This is a genomic window from Microcoleus sp. FACHB-672 (genome assembly GCF_014695725.1).
Classification (GTDB): Bacteria; Cyanobacteriota; Cyanobacteriia; order Cyanobacteriales; family Oscillatoriaceae; genus FACHB-68.
On sequence record NZ_JACJOU010000013.1, the window covers coordinates 256605 to 271820 of the forward strand.

Genomic DNA, 15216 nt, shown 5'->3' on the forward strand with positions numbered 1-15216 from the left:
AAAAACTCAAAGCTACCTTGGCGAGATTTAAGCATTTCTGAGCAAAATAGCAATCAGTCAAAGTATAAAGCCGTTAATTTGAAAGACTTTTCAATAGCAATTTAGCGCTTTGAACGATTGAGCAGTGAATCTTTTTAATGTTTCTGTATCTGAATTTGTGCCTTGTCGACAAAAAAAGTGTTTGAGATGTGTTCTTTTATCGGCTCAGGGAAAAATTGCCAGCTAGGATATAAGAGAAAGCTTTTACATAATTGAAGGTCTGTTCATCTATCAACTTTAAGCAGAGAAGTCAATCTATCACAAGATTGAAAATAATTTATAAAATTTTTTCTTCACTGTTCTTATTATTTCACCGGCACTGATGAATCAGCCCTAAGAAGGAAGGCTCATGAGGGAGAGCCAGATAAATTAAGTGCAGAGGTTAAAGCATAAAAAGAGGAAGATAAGAGAATGCCACTTTACAAACTAGAGGATTTTAATCCTAGCTATCGCGAACAAGCTTTTGATGGCGAAGACATTAAAGGGCTGGATGTTTATGCCGGCAGCTCAAATGAGAAAATTGGTAAGATTCATGACGCCTTAGTAGATGAAATGGGGCGCTTCCGGTATCTGGTTATTGATACCGGCTTTTGGATTTTTGGCAAAAAGGTGCTGCTGCCAGTCGGTCGTTGCCGTGTGGATGTTAACGCCCAACGGGTTTATGCGATGGGGCTGGTGAGCAAAGAGCAAGCGGAGCACTTGCCTGAGTACGATGAAAGCATGACCGTTGATTACGCTTACGAAGAGCGAGTGCGCGGTGTCTACCGGACTCCCAGCGTAGAAGGATCATTACCTGTAGAAACATCAGCGCAGCTGGAAGCACCGCGAGTTAGATCCGTTGCCACTCCAGTTACTTCAGAACAAACTGTTGCCAATCCCTTCGGTTCAGCTCCTGATGAAGCCACGCTTTACAACTATGATCGAGAACCCACGCTTTACCAGATGAACGAGCAAGATCATCAAAAGCTGCGGCTGTACGAAGAACGGCTGGTTGCAAATAAAAGTCGGCATCGGGCGGGTGCGGTAGAAATTGGCAAGCGCGTTGAAACCGAAGTCGCACGTGCTGCCGTGCCGGTGGAGAAAGATCGAGTTGTTATTGAGCGAACACAGCTTAATGCTGGACAGGCCGTGAGTCCGGGTAGCGTTGATTTCCATGAAGGCGAAGTCGCACGAGTTGAACTTTACGAAGAAGTTGCTGATATCAAAAAGCAAGCTTTTGTGCGCGAGGAAGTCAATATTAGGAAAGAAACTGAACGGGACATGGTACAGGCTGAGGAAGTCCTGCGTCGCGAAGAATTAGAGGTGCACACGGAAGGGAATCCGGTTGTGGAGCGAAATAATCGGCCCAGAACTGACCGTTAAGTTACGTTTTTGAGGTTTTGAATTGAGTTGTGATGCCGGCATTAAATAACTGCCGGCATCATTGCTCAATTTTTGTTTTTCCTCACCATTCAGTTGGGATGAATGCGCTAAGTAGGGGAATACAATCGCACAGTATGATGGAAAGTTTTCTAAAAAGTAGCCAATTTGGCAACACAGCTTTGTTAAAGTGGCTTTTAATAAGTTTACCAAGCTCATGTTGATTGAGGGTGCCTTACTTAGCGCTAAAATTCTGGGAAAAAACTAGGAAACCCTACGCCAATTAAATATTAAATAAATGCTTTTTAATGGTAAGGTATTCTAAAAATTCTCATTCTCAAAGCTTTCACGAAGCTCGTTTGCTACATAATGACAACTTGACATTTAAGGAGGATGTTTGATGAATAAAGGATTTGCGGGTATATCAGCTGGCGCATTAGTGCTAGCAATTGGGATAATAGGCGAGGCAACGATAGCTTTGGTCTCGACCGCTCAAGTTTCTGGAGACAATACATTTCGTGACGTCAAACCAGATTACTGGGCGACTCCATTTATTCAAGCCTTAGCGAATAAAGGCATGGTTGCGGGTTATAGGGATGGAACGTTCAAACCAGAGAAAGCAGTAGATCGCGATGAGTTTGCGGCAATGATCCGCCAAGCGTTCGAGGAAAAGCCGGTGAGAAGTATTCCCAGTGGAAGTGCTTTTAAAGATGTTCCTGAAGGCAACTGGGCAGCGCCTCCTATTGAAGAAGCTTACGAAACAGGCTTTATGGAAGGCACCCCCGATAATAAGTTTCTTCCGCAAAAGCCGCTTTCTAGAACTGAAGCGTTAGTTGCTTTAATGAAGGGACTGGATATGTCCTCTAAGCAACCAGAAACGACCGCTAAAGCAACGCCAGCTCCAATTTCAGCGGCAACGGCAAATCCAGCCTCTACTCCTCAAAAAAATCAACGTCGATTCATTGGGAACCCCTTGCTGTTTCCAATCGCATCGACTGCAATGATGACACCGTTTTTACAGATAGCTTCGCAAAAGCCGATTCAGCAAGCTCTGACTGCTGTTTCGTCGCAGAAGCCGGCTCAGAAAGCTGTGAGTACCGCTCCAGCAGCAGTTGTCAGTAAGCCAAAGGCAAATGCTAAGCTGGCAGCCGCGGATGTGCTTAAGTTGTATTACAAAGATGCAGGGAAAATCCCTAAAAGTGCGGTTAATGATGTAGCTGCTGCGACTCAAGCCAATATAGTTGTCAACTATCCAGATGCAAAGGTTTTTAATCCTGATAAGCTGCTAAATCGGGCGGCGGCTGCGGCAATCATTCATCAAGCTTTAGTTAATCAAGGTAAGTTGGAAGCTCTTCCTAAGAATGTTGCGGCTTCTAAATACATTGTTGATTCTAGTGCTAAAAATAACCAAGCTGCCCAAGTTCCTAAGTAAGTTTGTCAGGGGTGTTGCTAGTCGGCACTCCGCTGAATTTGCATTGAACTCAATGATAGGCTAACCACCGGCAACGGATTTGTAAGTTTAAGTTCCATTGCCGGTTAGCTTTTAAGAAGCCGAAAGAATTTCGTCGTCTGTGGAGAAATCAACTTCGGCTTTCTCGCGACCGGCTGTTAGATAATCATTTTGGAAGGAATCTTTTAAGCCGGCAATTAGCTCGTATTCTGGTTGCCAATTCAGTTCACTCATGGCTTTGTGAACATCGGCAAAAAAGTGCTGAACGCGCATGGGGAAGGCTTTGCGTTTGCCAAAATCAAACTTTTTGGGTTCGTAATGCACCAGTTGCACCGACTCAGGTGATTTACCGACTGCTTCTGCACAGGCACGGGCTAAACCATCAAAGGTGACATAGCGATCGCCTGAGACATTATAAATCTGTCCGATGGCTTTTTCGTTGCCGAGTACGGCTGCCATTGCGTTGGCTAAATCTTGACAGTGACCGAATTGTGTGAAATGAGTGCCATTTCCAGGGATAGGAATAGGGCGATCCCGCACAATGCGATCAAAAAACCAGGCTTCTAGATCGTTATAATTTTGTGGGCCGTAAATATAAGTAGGGCGAATAGAGGTAAACGGTAATCCCTGTTCTGTGAGATAGGCTTCCGTTTCATGCTTGCCTTTGTGCCGGCTTTTTGGGTCAACTGGATCGCCTTCTTTATGCGGCATTTGGTCAGATTTGAGATAGACGCCGGCGGAACTCATGTAAACAAAATGCTTCACCCGACCTTTAAATATTTCTGCGAGGGGTTGGGTATCACTCAGTTCGCGGCCATTATTATCAAAGATAGCATCAAATTCTTCTTTTTCAAGCTTTTCTTTTAGTTGTGCAGCATCTGTACGATCCCCGTGAATTTGTTGCAAACCTTCAACGGGAGCCGATTTTTTTCCGCGATTAAATAAGACAATCTCATGTCCTTGTTTAACCAAAATTTTAGTTAAATAAACCCCGATAAACCGGGTGCCACCCATGATTAGAATTCGCATTTTCCTCAATCCTCTTGATTTGTAATTACGCCACTTCCACAGCAATTACACAGGAAGTTAGCTCTCTTCGTGACTTTAACAATTATGGGAAGGCGCGAAGCCGGCATTTTATTAAAGTCGCAGTTGAGTTACAGCAATTTTACCAGAGAAGCAGACATCAACATCAGTGCCGGTGGTGCGCTTTCTATTTGCATATTCTCCGAAGTAATAAAAGTTATCGCCTTCGATGCGATAATTGACCGGCAACGGATGCGAACAAGGCTCACAAAACACGACTTCTGGATCGGGATCTCCGGGTAGTAAATGCGGGAGATTGATGTTCCAGTAATTTCCAGGTTCGAGGGTTCTGTTGAATAAATCAGCTAATACATTTGCCGTCCATTTGGCAGCTACATCCCAATCAACATTTTGTTTGCCTTTTCGATAGTGGGAAACAGCAATTCCAGGGATGCGATGAAAGGCGGCTTCTCGCACGGCGGCGACGGTTCCTGATATGTAAATATCGGCACCCATATTGCCGCCGGCATTGATGCCAGACAGCACCCATTTGACATCAGGGCAAAGATGCGTAATCGCAAGGCGGGTGCAGTCAGCAGGAGTGCCGGCGATTGCATACTCAGTTTCAGAGCGTTTGTGAACGTGGATCGCTTGAGTTGTGGTAACTCGATGCCCACATCCCGACCATTCTTGTTTGGGTGCGACAATGATGCCGGTGTCGTTTACCGCTTTCTGAAGTGCCCTGATTCCGGGGGCGTCGATTCCGTCGTCGTTAGTTAGAATTAGCATTTAGGTGAGTACGTTGAGTCGTAAAGCCATTATTAAGCTTCTCATAGTTAAAAAGCATTAGCTATGAATTAGCAAAATGGGCGAGAGTCTTTCACCACAGAAATAGCAGCCGGCATCAAAATTGTTTTCCGTTACGAAATCATATTACAGCACTACTCGCTTTTAAAAAAACAAAATTTATTTTAAATTTTTATCTATAAAATTACTTTAGATTGTTATCTGGTTATAGCCTTACTGGATTAAAATATGTCGCCTAATTTATGTTCATGAAGGCGAATGCTTTAACTATATTAAAATCTCTAAAAAACAATGGGGCAATTCAGAGGATCGCCCCAATAAAATTATGTTTTGATAGCGCACCTTGCGGCTAATCTAGCTAGCCGACTATACAGACAAGTTATGTCAAGACCATTAGCATCTTTGAGCCAAAATCAATCATAACTGTCAAAAAATTAGCCCCGATTTACTTCAAAATTACAACTTTCTTGACCGCCTACTTTTGTTGAAGACGAAGCATTGCGTCTTTTACTTGCTGTTGCAGAGTCGAGTTATTTTGTAAGCTCACAGTAATGGCGTTAAATCGGGTAATTGTTAGGCCGTTGCTTTCAACAATCTGCTTCGATTGATTACAGTAATTCACTGCAATATCCCTCACATTTCGGGGAAGTGAATCAATGCTACCGGCTTGGCTGCAAACAATATTGGGAACCTCATTAGACCCAATCGTGCTTTTAATTTTTTCATAAGCTTGCTGCCGGCCTTTTTCAAGAGCCAAGACAGTTCGAGCGTAGCTCGTTATCTCTGTCTCATTGACTTGAGCCTGTGCTGCTGTGCTAAACACCAACCCAGGTGAGCCGGCAGAAAAACCAGGAATCAGCCCGGAAACTAAACCCACTGTGGAAAGAATGCCGACTGCTAGACATTTCGAGAGTAATCGGCTGATGTGAAGTTGAGAACCGTGATAGAAGAAATTAATCATGATTGCGTGGGACAAAAAACTAGAAATAAACCCGATACCAAGTTTGAACTATTTTACGAGAGGGAAGTTCCAGGCTAAAACTTCCGAAAGTTATAAAAATCTGGAGATTTTCACAGGCGTGGCCGTGACTCAACAAAACTCTCTGTAATAGCTCTGGATTTTATAGACAAAGCTGACTGCCGGCAAGAGTGCTTTTTGGACAGCTATCTGCACTAGCAGTTAAGCCCTAACGACTCTCCAGGGTTTTTAGACAAATATTCGTCTAGAGATTTTACGCAATATAAGGTATCTTTTTCTACCATATCTAAAAGATGTTGAAGCTTATAAAAAGCTTTGATAAAGTCTTTATGAAAGAACTTGGCAGAGTTCAATGACTTTAGTTTGCAGAGCCGGCATTTCTTCCGCCCCTCGCTTCAGACTGATTTCTAACTCTAGCAACACCGGCAGAGCTTTTTGCAATTGTTCAAACCTGAGATTTTTAACCTCTTGACGCAGAAAATAAATACGTTTGGGATTGCCCACCTCTGCCGCTTGTGCGATTCGCTCATCAGCCTCACCGGCATCCATCATCAGCCGCACCCACAACCACGTCCGAAACTGACCGATCAGCGTCGCTACAATCCGCAAACCGGGTTCATTGCGATTGATTAAGTCTGACACAATTGCCACAGCCGTTGCAGCATCTCCCGTGCGAATCGCAGCCGCCAGTTGCAAGCTATTTTGGGTACTAGAAATCGTCAGCGACGCCACATCTTGCGCACCAATTACTGGATTACTTCTGCCGGCAGCATAAAGCCGCAACTTCCCCAACTCCGCATAAAGTTGTCTCGTATCATTCCCCACCGCTTGCGCCAGCATTTCTGCCCCGTCCCCCGTCAATTTCACCCCAACATCATCGGCAGCCTCACGCACGTGTCTCACCAGCTCATCCGTCTTCCACGGGGGAATTGTCGCAAATTCCCGCACATTCTTGCCGGCACATTTTTGCAGCAGCTTTGTCGATTTGAGGCGTCCATCAGGTTTGTTGCGCGTCGTCAGCAGCAGCACACAAGACTCTGGAATCACCGGCAGCGTCCGTTCCAACTGCGCCAGCAACTCAGGAGAACACTGTTGGCACAGCGTCGTATCAACCAACCAAACCAAACGATCGCCAGCACCAAACGCCGGTGTCATAGCTTGGTTAAGTGCCACAATCGCAGCATCCGATTGGTCGGGTGGAATTTTATCATAGTTAAAACTCACCCAATTAGAGTCAAGGACGCGATCCCGGAGAACGTCAACAGCTTTAGCAATCGCAAAGTCATCTTCTCCCCAATAGAGGTAAATTGGCATAAAGAGTACCTTAGATCGTGAGGCGATCGAGATTGGACGATACCTATCAGATTTACTTAAATCGGGTAGCGCGGATGATGCAGCTAGAAACATATCTATCCGGGCTACAGCACATTCAGGAGTCTCCGAAGTTTCAACCCACATCAGCTGGAGACAGGCAACCCGTGCCGTTTCCAGGCTATACAGTGACAGCACCACCGTGGGAAGATGACTCGGAGAACACTGAATTTTACACTAACTTGCACAGCTGTCAACAACATCTGTTGCAGCAGTTAGACACCGGCTTATTGGTGCCGGTGCCTCCTGAAAGCTTTCATTTGACCTTAGGAGACTTGATTTGGGACAGTGCCTACCGGCACGCCAATAAAAATCCGGAATTTGAAGAGCAACTACGTGATCAGATCGCTCAAAGCTTTAAGCAGTACGAATCTGAAGTTGGGGGGAACGCTCAGATCCGCTGGCAGATACTAGGGCTAATGGTGAGAACCCGCGCCATAGCCGTTTGTTTAGTGCCCAGAGACGAGGACTCCTATGATCGGATTGTCAAGTTGCGCCGAGCAATGTATCAAAATGCCGGTTTAATTGGTTTGGGGATTGAGCAACAGTATCATTTCACCCCTCATGTCACCTTGGGCTACTTTGGTGAAGTGAGTCCCGATCTGGATCGCGAACGCCTCAGTGTCCTCCTACATGAGTACAACCAGCACTGGATTGACGAGGAACCCCACGAACTCCGGGTGCGCCGCGCCGAACTTCGGAAGTTTGACGACATGACGCGCTACTATCGTGAGTCTGATTGGCCGGCTGTAGAGTTCTAAGTCATGAGTCATGGGACTTTTGATGTAGGATCTCGCCATATCTAAGCAATGGGGAATGAGGCATGGAAAAAAGAACAATGCCCCATTCCCCATTTTTTATTTTCCCTTCCCATTCCCAACAATATGTTGCCCATCCATCCGATCATGGAACAAAGCTTCGCCGCGATTGACCGAGAAATTGGCGAACACAACTTTAGCCCCGCTGAGTATGCAATTGTGCGGCGGGTAATTCACAGCACAGCAGATTTTGAATTTAAACAACTGATTCACTTCAGTCCGGGATCAATCGAGGGGGCAGTCACAGCACTGCGCCGGCAGGTTCCCATCGTCACAGATGTCAGCATGGTGAAACAGGGGGTGATAAGTTCTGTCAATCAAAGCTTTGGCAACCCGCTGATCAGTGCCGTTGAACAGGCACAGTTGGCGCTTGCCGGTAAAACGCGTACCGAAACCGGAATGCTGAAATGTTTGGAACAATGGCCAGATGCTATTTTTGTGATTGGGAATGCGCCCACTGCCTTACTCGCCCTTTGCGCCCATTTCACCACCGCCCCAACCCTGCCGGCATTAATCATTGGAGCACCTGTTGGGTTTATTTCAGTCATCGAGTCCAAAGCAGCGCTTGCCCAGTTGCCGGTGCCCCAGATTCGCGTAGAGGGGCGTAAAGGTGGCTCGCCGGTTGCTGCCGCCATCCTCAACGCTTTAATCGTTTTAGCTTGGGGAGAGGGGCAGAAGGGGAGTGCTGAGTGCTGAGTGGGACAAGAGGGTGAGAAACAGGCAAGGATTATTAGTAGCTTCTGAAAACCGGCTTTGGGATCACAGATGCCCAGAGGCTTCTTTTAATTCTGGGTTCGTTCCACTTGCGAAGGCGGAATGCCTTCGATGGCAATTAAAGCGTCTATCACTAATTTCACAATAGGTGCCGCCACAGCGCCGCCACTCCCTCCATCCGGTTCATCAACCACAGCTAAAACAACGTAACGGGGTGCCTCAGCCGGAAAGATGCCCACAAAGCTAACCACTTTGGCATAGTCAGAGTAGCCATAACCGTCTGACTTTTGAGCTGTTCCTGTTTTGCCGGCAATGCGATAGCCAGAAATTTGTGCGGCTTTGCCGGTTCCATCAACAACAGCTTCCTCCATCATCGCTAACACCGTCTTCGTCGTTTTAGAGGAAAAAACTTGGCGGGGAAGCGGTAACTCAGGCTGCCAGAACGCTTCACCGGCAGTGTTATAAAGTCCACGCACAACGTGGGGTGTCACCAGTTTGCCCCCATTCGCCAGAGTGCCATGCAACTGTAGTAATTGCAGAGGAGTCAGCGCAAACCCCTGGCCAAACGCGGTGGTCGCTGAGTTCACTGGCGAGGCGGTAAACTCAACTTGACTTTTGATCTGACTGGGGACGGCGAAAGGCAAGTCAATGCCGACTGGTTGGCCCAGCCCCAGACGTTCTAGCCAGCTATAGAAAACCTCCGGCTGCATTTGAGCCGCAACGTGTACCATGCCGACGTTGCTGGAATACTGCACAATTTCTGTGAGGGTCAAACTTCCCCGACCCCCGGCATACTCGTAATCCGCATTGGCAATAGGCCATTCATCCACGTAGACTAAGCCCTCGTCATTAAACACGCTATTGGGCTGGACGGCACCGGCTTCTAGGGCAATGGCAACGGTGATCGGTTTGAAGGTTGATCCAGGCTCATAAATATCTGTGAGCGCCCAATTTTTAAACCGTGCCAAATCGAAGTTGTAGTATTTATTGGGGTCGTAGGAAGGCTCTGAAACCAGGGAAAGCAGCGAACCATCCCGCGCATCCATCACCATCACGGTTCCGCGTGGGGCGCGGTACTGTTCCATCTGCTGCTTGAGGGCTGAGCGAACGGCCCGTTGCAAGCGAGTGTCAATTGTTACCTGCAAGTGTAGGTCATCCACCGGCTGCAAAGAATCGGTTGCTTGCGGTGTCTTTTCTTCATCGCTTGTCTCCTCGAGATCCTCTTCTGGAACCGAGCGTTCTAACAAGTTTTGCTGGCTATATTCCACGCCGGCTTGAGCTTGTTTGTCAACATCTATGTAGCCCACGATTTCCGCTGCCACGTCTTGCTGAGGGTACAGCCGGGTGAAATTTTGAATCAGTTCTAAACCATCGATGCTTTCTGTAGCGATGCGATCTCCCACTTCTTGCGCGAGGAAATCAGCAACGCGAATGCCGGTATCTCCACTTTTGAACAGCCCCTCTAATTCGCCGGCTGGGCGATCTAAAATCCGACCCAGTTGATCTGCGATCTGTGCCGCCGGCTTTTTAAACATTTGGGGGTGGGCATAGAGCGTGTAGACGGGCCGATCAATGGCTAATAAATTGCCATTGCGGTCAGTAATTGGGCGTCGCGGGATTGGCGCGGGTGGAGCGACTTTTTGCTGTTGCTGGGCGCGTTCTCCTAACTCCTGTCCCTGAATAATTTGCAACTTAAACAAATTCAGCCCTAACCCCAGTCCGCCGACGAGCAAAACTCCCCCAACCACCATCAATCTAAAGCGGTTGGCCAGCTGGGAGGAGGCGGGTAGGGACATTTCCCCCTGATTTTTTGCCTTGGTTGAGGAGCGGCGCTGCTTTCGTTTTGAGCTTGGCGCTGCTTCTTGACGGTGGCGGGTTTTGGGATCAGAGAGGCGAACGCTTACGCCGATGCGCTCTTGGAAGGGTTTGCGATCGGGTTGTGTCTGCTGGCGTTTCTTGGATCGGCGTTTGTGCCGGCCCACACCTTCTGAGGACGGTGGCGTTGTAGAGTCCATAGTTCGCTCACTCACTCACGGTTTCTTGCTGCACATTTGTCCTTTACAGGTGGAACAGTGCCGCACTCCAAGCACCCTTAGCACTCGAATTTACGACGGCTGCGTTTTCAGCCGGCAACTGCTGGTTTGAGTTTTCCCAGACAGTGATGGGGGCGCTTGATACAGGACAAAGCACACTGACGATTTTAGTAACCCAATGGGGTTTTGACTGCCTCTTTTGAACCGGCAGACGACTGTGGATCAGGTACAGGAGGGATTGCCGGCTTCGTGCGGGGTGGTGCTGGCTCTAGAAAAATGATTTGGCTCGGATCTGGCGGGACTAATTCGCTCCCCGGCAGTTCTGCCTGCTGGGCAATTTGATGTTTGATAACGGCATTGGCGGCTGCTAGCTGTTGCTCTTGCCGGCGCAGATTATTGAGCTTGCGGGACTCGTTTCCCGACACCTGCTGGCAATAAACTGTCCATCCATAAACGCTTAAGCACGCGGCCACTGAGATTAACGTTAAAAGTGAGGAACTCTGCTGTACGCGAACGAGCCAGCTCAACCATAACGGGGTATTGCCTGGAGTCGGCAGAATTTTAACGCTTTGGTTGCCGGTTAAAGGCGCTACGCTTTGGTTGCCGGTTAAAGGCGCTACGCTTGTTAGTTTTGTTTGAGTAATGGGCGTAATTTTCGCACTCGAGCCGGTAATATCTGATTTTATAGACCGAAATCGTCGGGTAGAATTCGTCGAGATCATTGCAACAGACATAGACTTCACCTATATCAAGTAGAGATTTTCCCACCCAGGGGTACAGAATTGATGACAATTATCCTATATCACCCAATCACAGCACCGTTTGGCTAGTTTTCTCCACAACACCTCAAAAATTAATCACAACCATCCTAGCACCCGGCTGTTTTTGCACTAAACAAGATCATTTCTTCGGGTAAGAGAGGGCATCTCAGGGAAAATAAATGAATTTATGTGAAATTTTTGGTTAAATAGAGTATCTTATTCATCTAGCGGATTTCAATTATTGCCGCAAGCGCTTGATGAGTGGAACATGACGGTTTTGCCGGGTTCCAGGCTGAGAAGCGCTCGAAAACTGCGCGTTGTAAACCTTAGTTAGGAGGAAACGCCTCTTCCATCCCTGAGGATGGGGTGATCGGCGTGTGAGAGTGTTATGAACAAAAAATTCTTTAGTTTCGCTTTAGTTCTTACCTTGGCCGCCGCTCTCGGAGCTTGCGGTGAGGGAGCTGATACACCAGATGCCACGACGACAACTCCTGCTGGAGGAACTTCTTCTCCTGCAGCCACTACACCGGCTACGTCTCCGTCTCCAGCGGCGACAACCTCGCCGGCTAAGCCTCCCGCAAAAACTCCCTAGTTGGAGACAGGCTGATTTAAACTTCCAGCGTCTAAGTTTGGTAGCAGCTTTGGCATGGAAGTTTGAAAGGTAATAGGCTGGCAATCGCTCCTCACTATTTCCTTTGGCTTAGTTGCAGGATGGCCAGTATTTTGCATCTAACGGTTTAAAGTTACCTAATTGTTGAATAACAGTCTGTTAACTCAGCAGCTAAGATCAGCTAGTCTTGTATTCGCCTGAATCAAGCCTAGCTATTTTCGCTTTTTTTACATAAAAAAATCATCGCCATCAATTGCTAGTTAAAAGAGTTTAATGAATTGATTGGCAAATGCCGGCTTAAAAGACAATAGGATAGACAACTGGGTTGGCTGTTAAACTTTTTGAATGCTTTTACTGCAATTTAGTACCTCTCATTACTGCCGCAAGGCTCGCTTAGCTCTGGGTTACAAAAAGATAGCTTACCGAGTTGAAAATTTAACCCCTGGAGCACACGCCCTTAAGCTCAAGCCATTGACAGGGTTGACGACGCTGCCGGTCTTGTTGCCGGAAGTTGAGGGCGCACCGGCAGCAATTGGAGACTCGACGCAAATATTGAAGTTTCTGGAAGGTTACTGTCCTGATCCGCCCCTTTCGTTAAGTGATCACCGGCAGCAAACAGAAGCATTGATGTTGGAAGATTGGCTTGACGAAAGCATCGGCACAGCTACTCGCTTTGTTTATTACGATTTTCGGGCGGGTGCCGGCAAGCAGATTGACCCCTCGTTATTTAGCCAGCTAGTAATTGGGGTGGTGCGCCGGCAGTATGCCATTAAGCCTGCATCTGTGCAGCGAGCAACTGATCGCCTTGCCGGCGCAATGGAAGAACTCTCTAGCCGGTGGCAGAACAGTCCTTATTTAGTTGGGGATCAATTGAGTGTTGCAGATATCGCAGCCGCCGCGCTGCTAAGCCCCTTAGCGCTGATTCCCCAATACCGGCAAGATTATCCCTGGCTGTTTGAGCGGATCAGCCAAATCCATCAAATCTGCGGCGAACCGCTGCCGCCTGGATTATAAAAGAAAAGGTAACGAGTGAAGGGACAACAATGAAGCGCATCCCATTACTTAAATTTGGTGCCGGTGTTGGTGTTTTGCTAGGGCTAACGCTGGGAAGGGTTGAGCCGGCATTTTCTTTGCCGCCGGTAGAAGAAATACCAGAAGAAATCTTACGGACAGAAATTTTTACCGAAGCACGTTCGCCGATAGACGGCAAACCCCTCACGGCGGCTGAGTATGCGGAACTAAAAGCTCAGTTAGAAACTGGGCCAACACCTCGCTTAAGTTCTGAAGTGCGGCACGTCATTTTCCAGCTGCGTGTTCGCCGACTGATTCGTACGATTATTCCGTTTAACATCGTGCCTTAGACCGCATTTTAGGGAGCGTGACTCACGCGCCCTAAAACTTGCTACTCGGCAGTTTTTTCTTGAGTAAACGTGTAAATCTTTTGCAGTTCTAGATGCTCACAAACAGAGGAAGGCAAATGGTTGTGGGGAAACATCTGACGGTCTAATTGCACACCTAAACTGGTTAGGGGATCGCCACCGGCAGACACCAAAAATTCTAATTGCTGGATTTGCGGCCAGCCGGCTAGGCTGTCGAGAATTTGGGCAATCGCTTGCACGTAAGGGTGTCCGGGTTGCTCATACCAATCTGATGCAGCCAGATCTGCTTGATCAAAGCCTAAATGGAACGTCAGCGCCGGCTCACCAAACAAGGCAATAGTGACAGGACGCGCTTCTTCTTGCAGCAACAGGTTATGAACATTGCCTAAATGCCGCAGTTTTTCCAATAGTTGATAACGTTCGGTTGCCGGCAGCAACTCATCTTGCCAGTGAATAGCGACTGTCACCAGATAAGTCTGCAACAGTAGATGCCCTAATTTTTCGGCTTTTGTGTTGAGATAGGTGCAGTTGTATGGGTTCGCTTCAATTAACAACGGCAGCCGGTCTACCACTTCTAAACCATAGCCTTTCAGGCCGGCAATTTTGCGCGGGTTGTTTGTAATCAAGCGGATTTTCTTGACGCCCAGATCGTTGAGCATTTGCGCCCCTACGCCGTAATTACGCAAGTCTGCGGGGAAACCGAGGCGTTCGTTTGCTTCCACCGTATCCAGCCCCATATCTTGCAATGAGTAGGCTTTCAACTTATTGACCAGCCCAATGCCGCGTCCTTCTTGGCGCAAGTAGACGACAATGCCATTACCGGCATTCTCAATCATTTTCAGTGTCGCTTGTAGCTGCATCCGGCAGTCACAGCGCAGGGAACCCAAGGCGTCGCCGGTGAGGCATTCGGAATGTACCCGCACCATGACGCCGGTGTCTTGAAACTCTTTAGGATCTCCTTTAACAATGGCGACGTGTTCGGTATTATCCAGCAGGTTGCGATAGGCGTAAATCTGAAACTGACCGAACTCGGTTGGCAGAAGTGCCACCGTCTCGCGGCGAATAAATCGGTCGTGTTCCAGCCGATAACTGATCAAGTCAGCGATGCTAATGATTTTCAGTTGGCGGTTTTTTGCATATTCGACTAACTCCAACAGCCGCGCCATCGAACCGTCAGGATTTTGGATTTCGCAAATGACACCGGCAGGATATAAACCCGCGAGTCTTGCCAAGTCCACAGCAGCTTCTGTGTGACCGGCCCGTTTTAATACGCCCCCGTCTTGCGCCCGTAGGGGAAAAATATGGCCCGGTCTTCGCAAGTCTTCAGACTTCGTGGTTGGGTTGATGGCCACTTGGATGGTGCGGGCGCGGTCTTCCGCTGAGATGCCGGTGGTCACGCCCAGGTTGGGTGCGGCGTCAATGCTGACGGTGAAAGCGGTTTGATCTTGCGCGGTGTTCTTGGTGACCATTAAGGGCAAATCTAGTTCATCCAGGCGATCGCCGGTCATGGACAAACAGATCAAACCCCGTGCTTCCACCGCCATGAAATTAATCATGTCCGGTGTGGCAAACTGGGCGGCGCAAATTAAGTCGCCTTCGTTTTCCCGGTTTTCGTCATCGACTACTACAATCGACCTGCCGGCCTTCAGGTCTGCCAAGGCGGCGTCTATCGAGTCAAATTTCACAAATTGCGTTGAGGGATGTTGCGGCGATTCCACAGAGACGTTCCAGCCAATTAGTCGTAAAGTTTTCTATAGCCTAATGTTTTGATTGTAGCCCTTTTACCGGCTCTGTAAACATTAAACGCTTGTTTAACAGCTTTTTGGGGCTGGCGACCGGATGCTAGTTATTATATGGAATACTTTGTGTG

General features: G+C 47.9%; 15 protein-coding genes. 7 read left to right on the plus strand and 8 right to left on the minus strand.

Features of this window, described 5'->3' with window-relative positions:
- Positions 1–450 precede the first annotated feature (450 nt).
- Positions 451–1401 carry a DUF2382 domain-containing protein gene (locus H6F56_RS08930; protein WP_190666957.1) on the plus strand — a complete coding sequence of 317 codons (951 nt, stop codon included), beginning with the start codon at positions 451–453 and terminating at the stop codon, positions 1399–1401.
- A gap of 397 nt (positions 1402–1798) precedes the next feature.
- A complete protein-coding gene (locus H6F56_RS08935; protein ID WP_190666959.1) occupies positions 1799–2830 on the plus strand; it encodes an S-layer homology domain-containing protein in 1032 nt (343 codons plus the stop codon).
- Positions 2831–2941: 111 nt separating this feature from the next.
- Here H6F56_RS08935 and H6F56_RS08940 read toward each other — a convergent pair whose 3' ends face one another.
- The 4 genes from H6F56_RS08940 to holA all read right to left on the minus strand — a co-directional run bounded on the left by H6F56_RS08940 (position 2942) and on the right by holA (position 6974).
- The gene (locus H6F56_RS08940; protein ID WP_190666961.1) at positions 2942–3877 is read right to left on the minus strand and encodes an NAD-dependent epimerase/dehydratase family protein; all 936 of its coding nucleotides are present in this window, start codon (positions 3875–3877) and stop codon (positions 2942–2944) included.
- A 111-nt stretch (positions 3878–3988) separates the two neighbouring features.
- Positions 3989–4663, minus strand: coding sequence for a 5'/3'-nucleotidase SurE (gene surE / locus H6F56_RS08945; protein ID WP_190666963.1), 675 nt, complete (start codon positions 4661–4663; stop codon positions 3989–3991).
- A 493-nt stretch (positions 4664–5156) separates the two neighbouring features.
- Positions 5157–5642, minus strand: coding sequence for a DUF4168 domain-containing protein (locus H6F56_RS08950; protein WP_190666965.1), 486 nt, complete (start codon positions 5640–5642; stop codon positions 5157–5159).
- A 345-nt stretch (positions 5643–5987) separates the two neighbouring features.
- Complete coding sequence (holA, locus tag H6F56_RS08955) at positions 5988–6974, minus strand: DNA polymerase III subunit delta (protein ID WP_190666967.1); 987 nt, start codon at positions 6972–6974, stop codon at positions 5988–5990.
- Positions 6975–7048: 74 nt separating this feature from the next.
- On the opposite strand from holA, the gene H6F56_RS08960 reads away from it, so the two are divergent.
- Both H6F56_RS08960 and H6F56_RS08965 read left to right on the plus strand, forming a co-directional pair.
- Positions 7049–7792 carry a DUF1868 domain-containing protein gene (locus H6F56_RS08960; RefSeq protein WP_199312686.1) on the plus strand — a complete coding sequence of 248 codons (744 nt, stop codon included), beginning with the start codon at positions 7049–7051 and terminating at the stop codon, positions 7790–7792.
- Between the two features lie 48 nt (positions 7793–7840).
- A complete protein-coding gene (locus H6F56_RS08965; RefSeq protein ID WP_323798033.1) occupies positions 7841–8545 on the plus strand; it encodes a cobalt-precorrin-8X methylmutase in 705 nt (234 codons plus the stop codon).
- Between the two features lie 86 nt (positions 8546–8631).
- On the opposite strand, the gene H6F56_RS08970 is transcribed toward H6F56_RS08965, so the two are convergent.
- The 3 genes from H6F56_RS08970 to H6F56_RS08975 are packed head-to-tail and all read right to left on the minus strand — an operon-like array spanning position 8632 to position 11330.
- A complete protein-coding gene (locus tag H6F56_RS08970) occupies positions 8632–10578 on the minus strand; it encodes a peptidoglycan D,D-transpeptidase FtsI family protein (protein ID WP_242031921.1) in 1947 nt (648 codons plus the stop codon).
- Between the two features lie 43 nt (positions 10579–10621).
- The gene (locus H6F56_RS26810) at positions 10622–10753 is read right to left on the minus strand and encodes a hypothetical protein (protein ID WP_255513700.1); all 132 of its coding nucleotides are present in this window, start codon (positions 10751–10753) and stop codon (positions 10622–10624) included.
- A gap of 10 nt (positions 10754–10763) precedes the next feature.
- Complete coding sequence (locus tag H6F56_RS08975) at positions 10764–11330, minus strand: hypothetical protein (protein WP_190666970.1); 567 nt, start codon at positions 11328–11330, stop codon at positions 10764–10766.
- Positions 11331–11745: 415 nt separating this feature from the next.
- On the opposite strand from H6F56_RS08975, the gene H6F56_RS08980 reads away from it, so the two are divergent.
- The 3 genes from H6F56_RS08980 to H6F56_RS08990 all read left to right on the plus strand — a co-directional run bounded on the left by H6F56_RS08980 (position 11746) and on the right by H6F56_RS08990 (position 13328).
- Positions 11746–11949: a hypothetical protein gene (locus H6F56_RS08980; RefSeq protein ID WP_190666972.1), complete on the plus strand. Its 204-nt coding sequence runs from the start codon at positions 11746–11748 to the stop codon at positions 11947–11949.
- 363 nt (positions 11950–12312) lie between these two features.
- Entirely contained in the window at positions 12313–12981 is a 669-nt protein-coding gene (locus H6F56_RS08985; RefSeq protein WP_190666974.1) for a glutathione S-transferase family protein, read from the plus strand.
- Positions 12982–13010: 29 nt separating this feature from the next.
- Positions 13011–13328, plus strand: a complete 318-nt coding sequence (locus tag H6F56_RS08990; RefSeq protein WP_242031922.1) for a glutathione S-transferase — start codon at positions 13011–13013, stop codon at positions 13326–13328.
- Positions 13329–13369: 41 nt separating this feature from the next.
- On the opposite strand, the gene ribBA is transcribed toward H6F56_RS08990, so the two are convergent.
- The gene (gene ribBA, locus H6F56_RS08995) at positions 13370–15064 is read right to left on the minus strand and encodes a bifunctional 3,4-dihydroxy-2-butanone-4-phosphate synthase/GTP cyclohydrolase II (protein ID WP_190666976.1); all 1695 of its coding nucleotides are present in this window, start codon (positions 15062–15064) and stop codon (positions 13370–13372) included.
- Positions 15065–15216 lie beyond the last annotated feature (152 nt).

Bases quoted from the DNA above. Each gene is read 5' to 3' on its own strand.
- H6F56_RS08930 (WP_190666957.1), top strand. From the start codon at position 451: ATGCCACTTTACAAACTAGAGGATTTTAATCCTAGCTATCGCGAACAA.
- H6F56_RS08935 (WP_190666959.1), top strand. From the start codon at position 1,799: ATGAATAAAGGATTTGCGGGTATATCAGCTGGCGCATTAGTGCTAGCA.
- H6F56_RS08940 (WP_190666961.1), bottom strand. From the start codon at position 3,877: ATGCGAATTCTAATCATGGGTGGCACCCGGTTTATCGGGGTTTATTTA.
- surE (WP_190666963.1), bottom strand. From the start codon at position 4,663: ATGCTAATTCTAACTAACGACGACGGAATCGACGCCCCCGGAATCAGG.
- H6F56_RS08950 (WP_190666965.1), bottom strand. From the start codon at position 5,642: ATGATTAATTTCTTCTATCACGGTTCTCAACTTCACATCAGCCGATTA.
- holA (WP_190666967.1), bottom strand. From the start codon at position 6,974: ATGCCAATTTACCTCTATTGGGGAGAAGATGACTTTGCGATTGCTAAA.
- H6F56_RS08960 (WP_199312686.1), top strand. From the start codon at position 7,049: ATGATGCAGCTAGAAACATATCTATCCGGGCTACAGCACATTCAGGAG.
- H6F56_RS08965 (WP_323798033.1), top strand. From the start codon at position 7,841: ATGGGGAATGAGGCATGGAAAAAAGAACAATGCCCCATTCCCCATTTT.
- H6F56_RS08970 (WP_242031921.1), bottom strand. From the start codon at position 10,578: ATGGACTCTACAACGCCACCGTCCTCAGAAGGTGTGGGCCGGCACAAA.
- H6F56_RS08975 (WP_190666970.1), bottom strand. From the start codon at position 11,330: ATGTCTGTTGCAATGATCTCGACGAATTCTACCCGACGATTTCGGTCT.
- H6F56_RS08980 (WP_190666972.1), top strand. From the start codon at position 11,746: ATGAACAAAAAATTCTTTAGTTTCGCTTTAGTTCTTACCTTGGCCGCC.
- H6F56_RS08985 (WP_190666974.1), top strand. From the start codon at position 12,313: ATGCTTTTACTGCAATTTAGTACCTCTCATTACTGCCGCAAGGCTCGC.
- H6F56_RS08990 (WP_242031922.1), top strand. From the start codon at position 13,011: ATGAAGCGCATCCCATTACTTAAATTTGGTGCCGGTGTTGGTGTTTTG.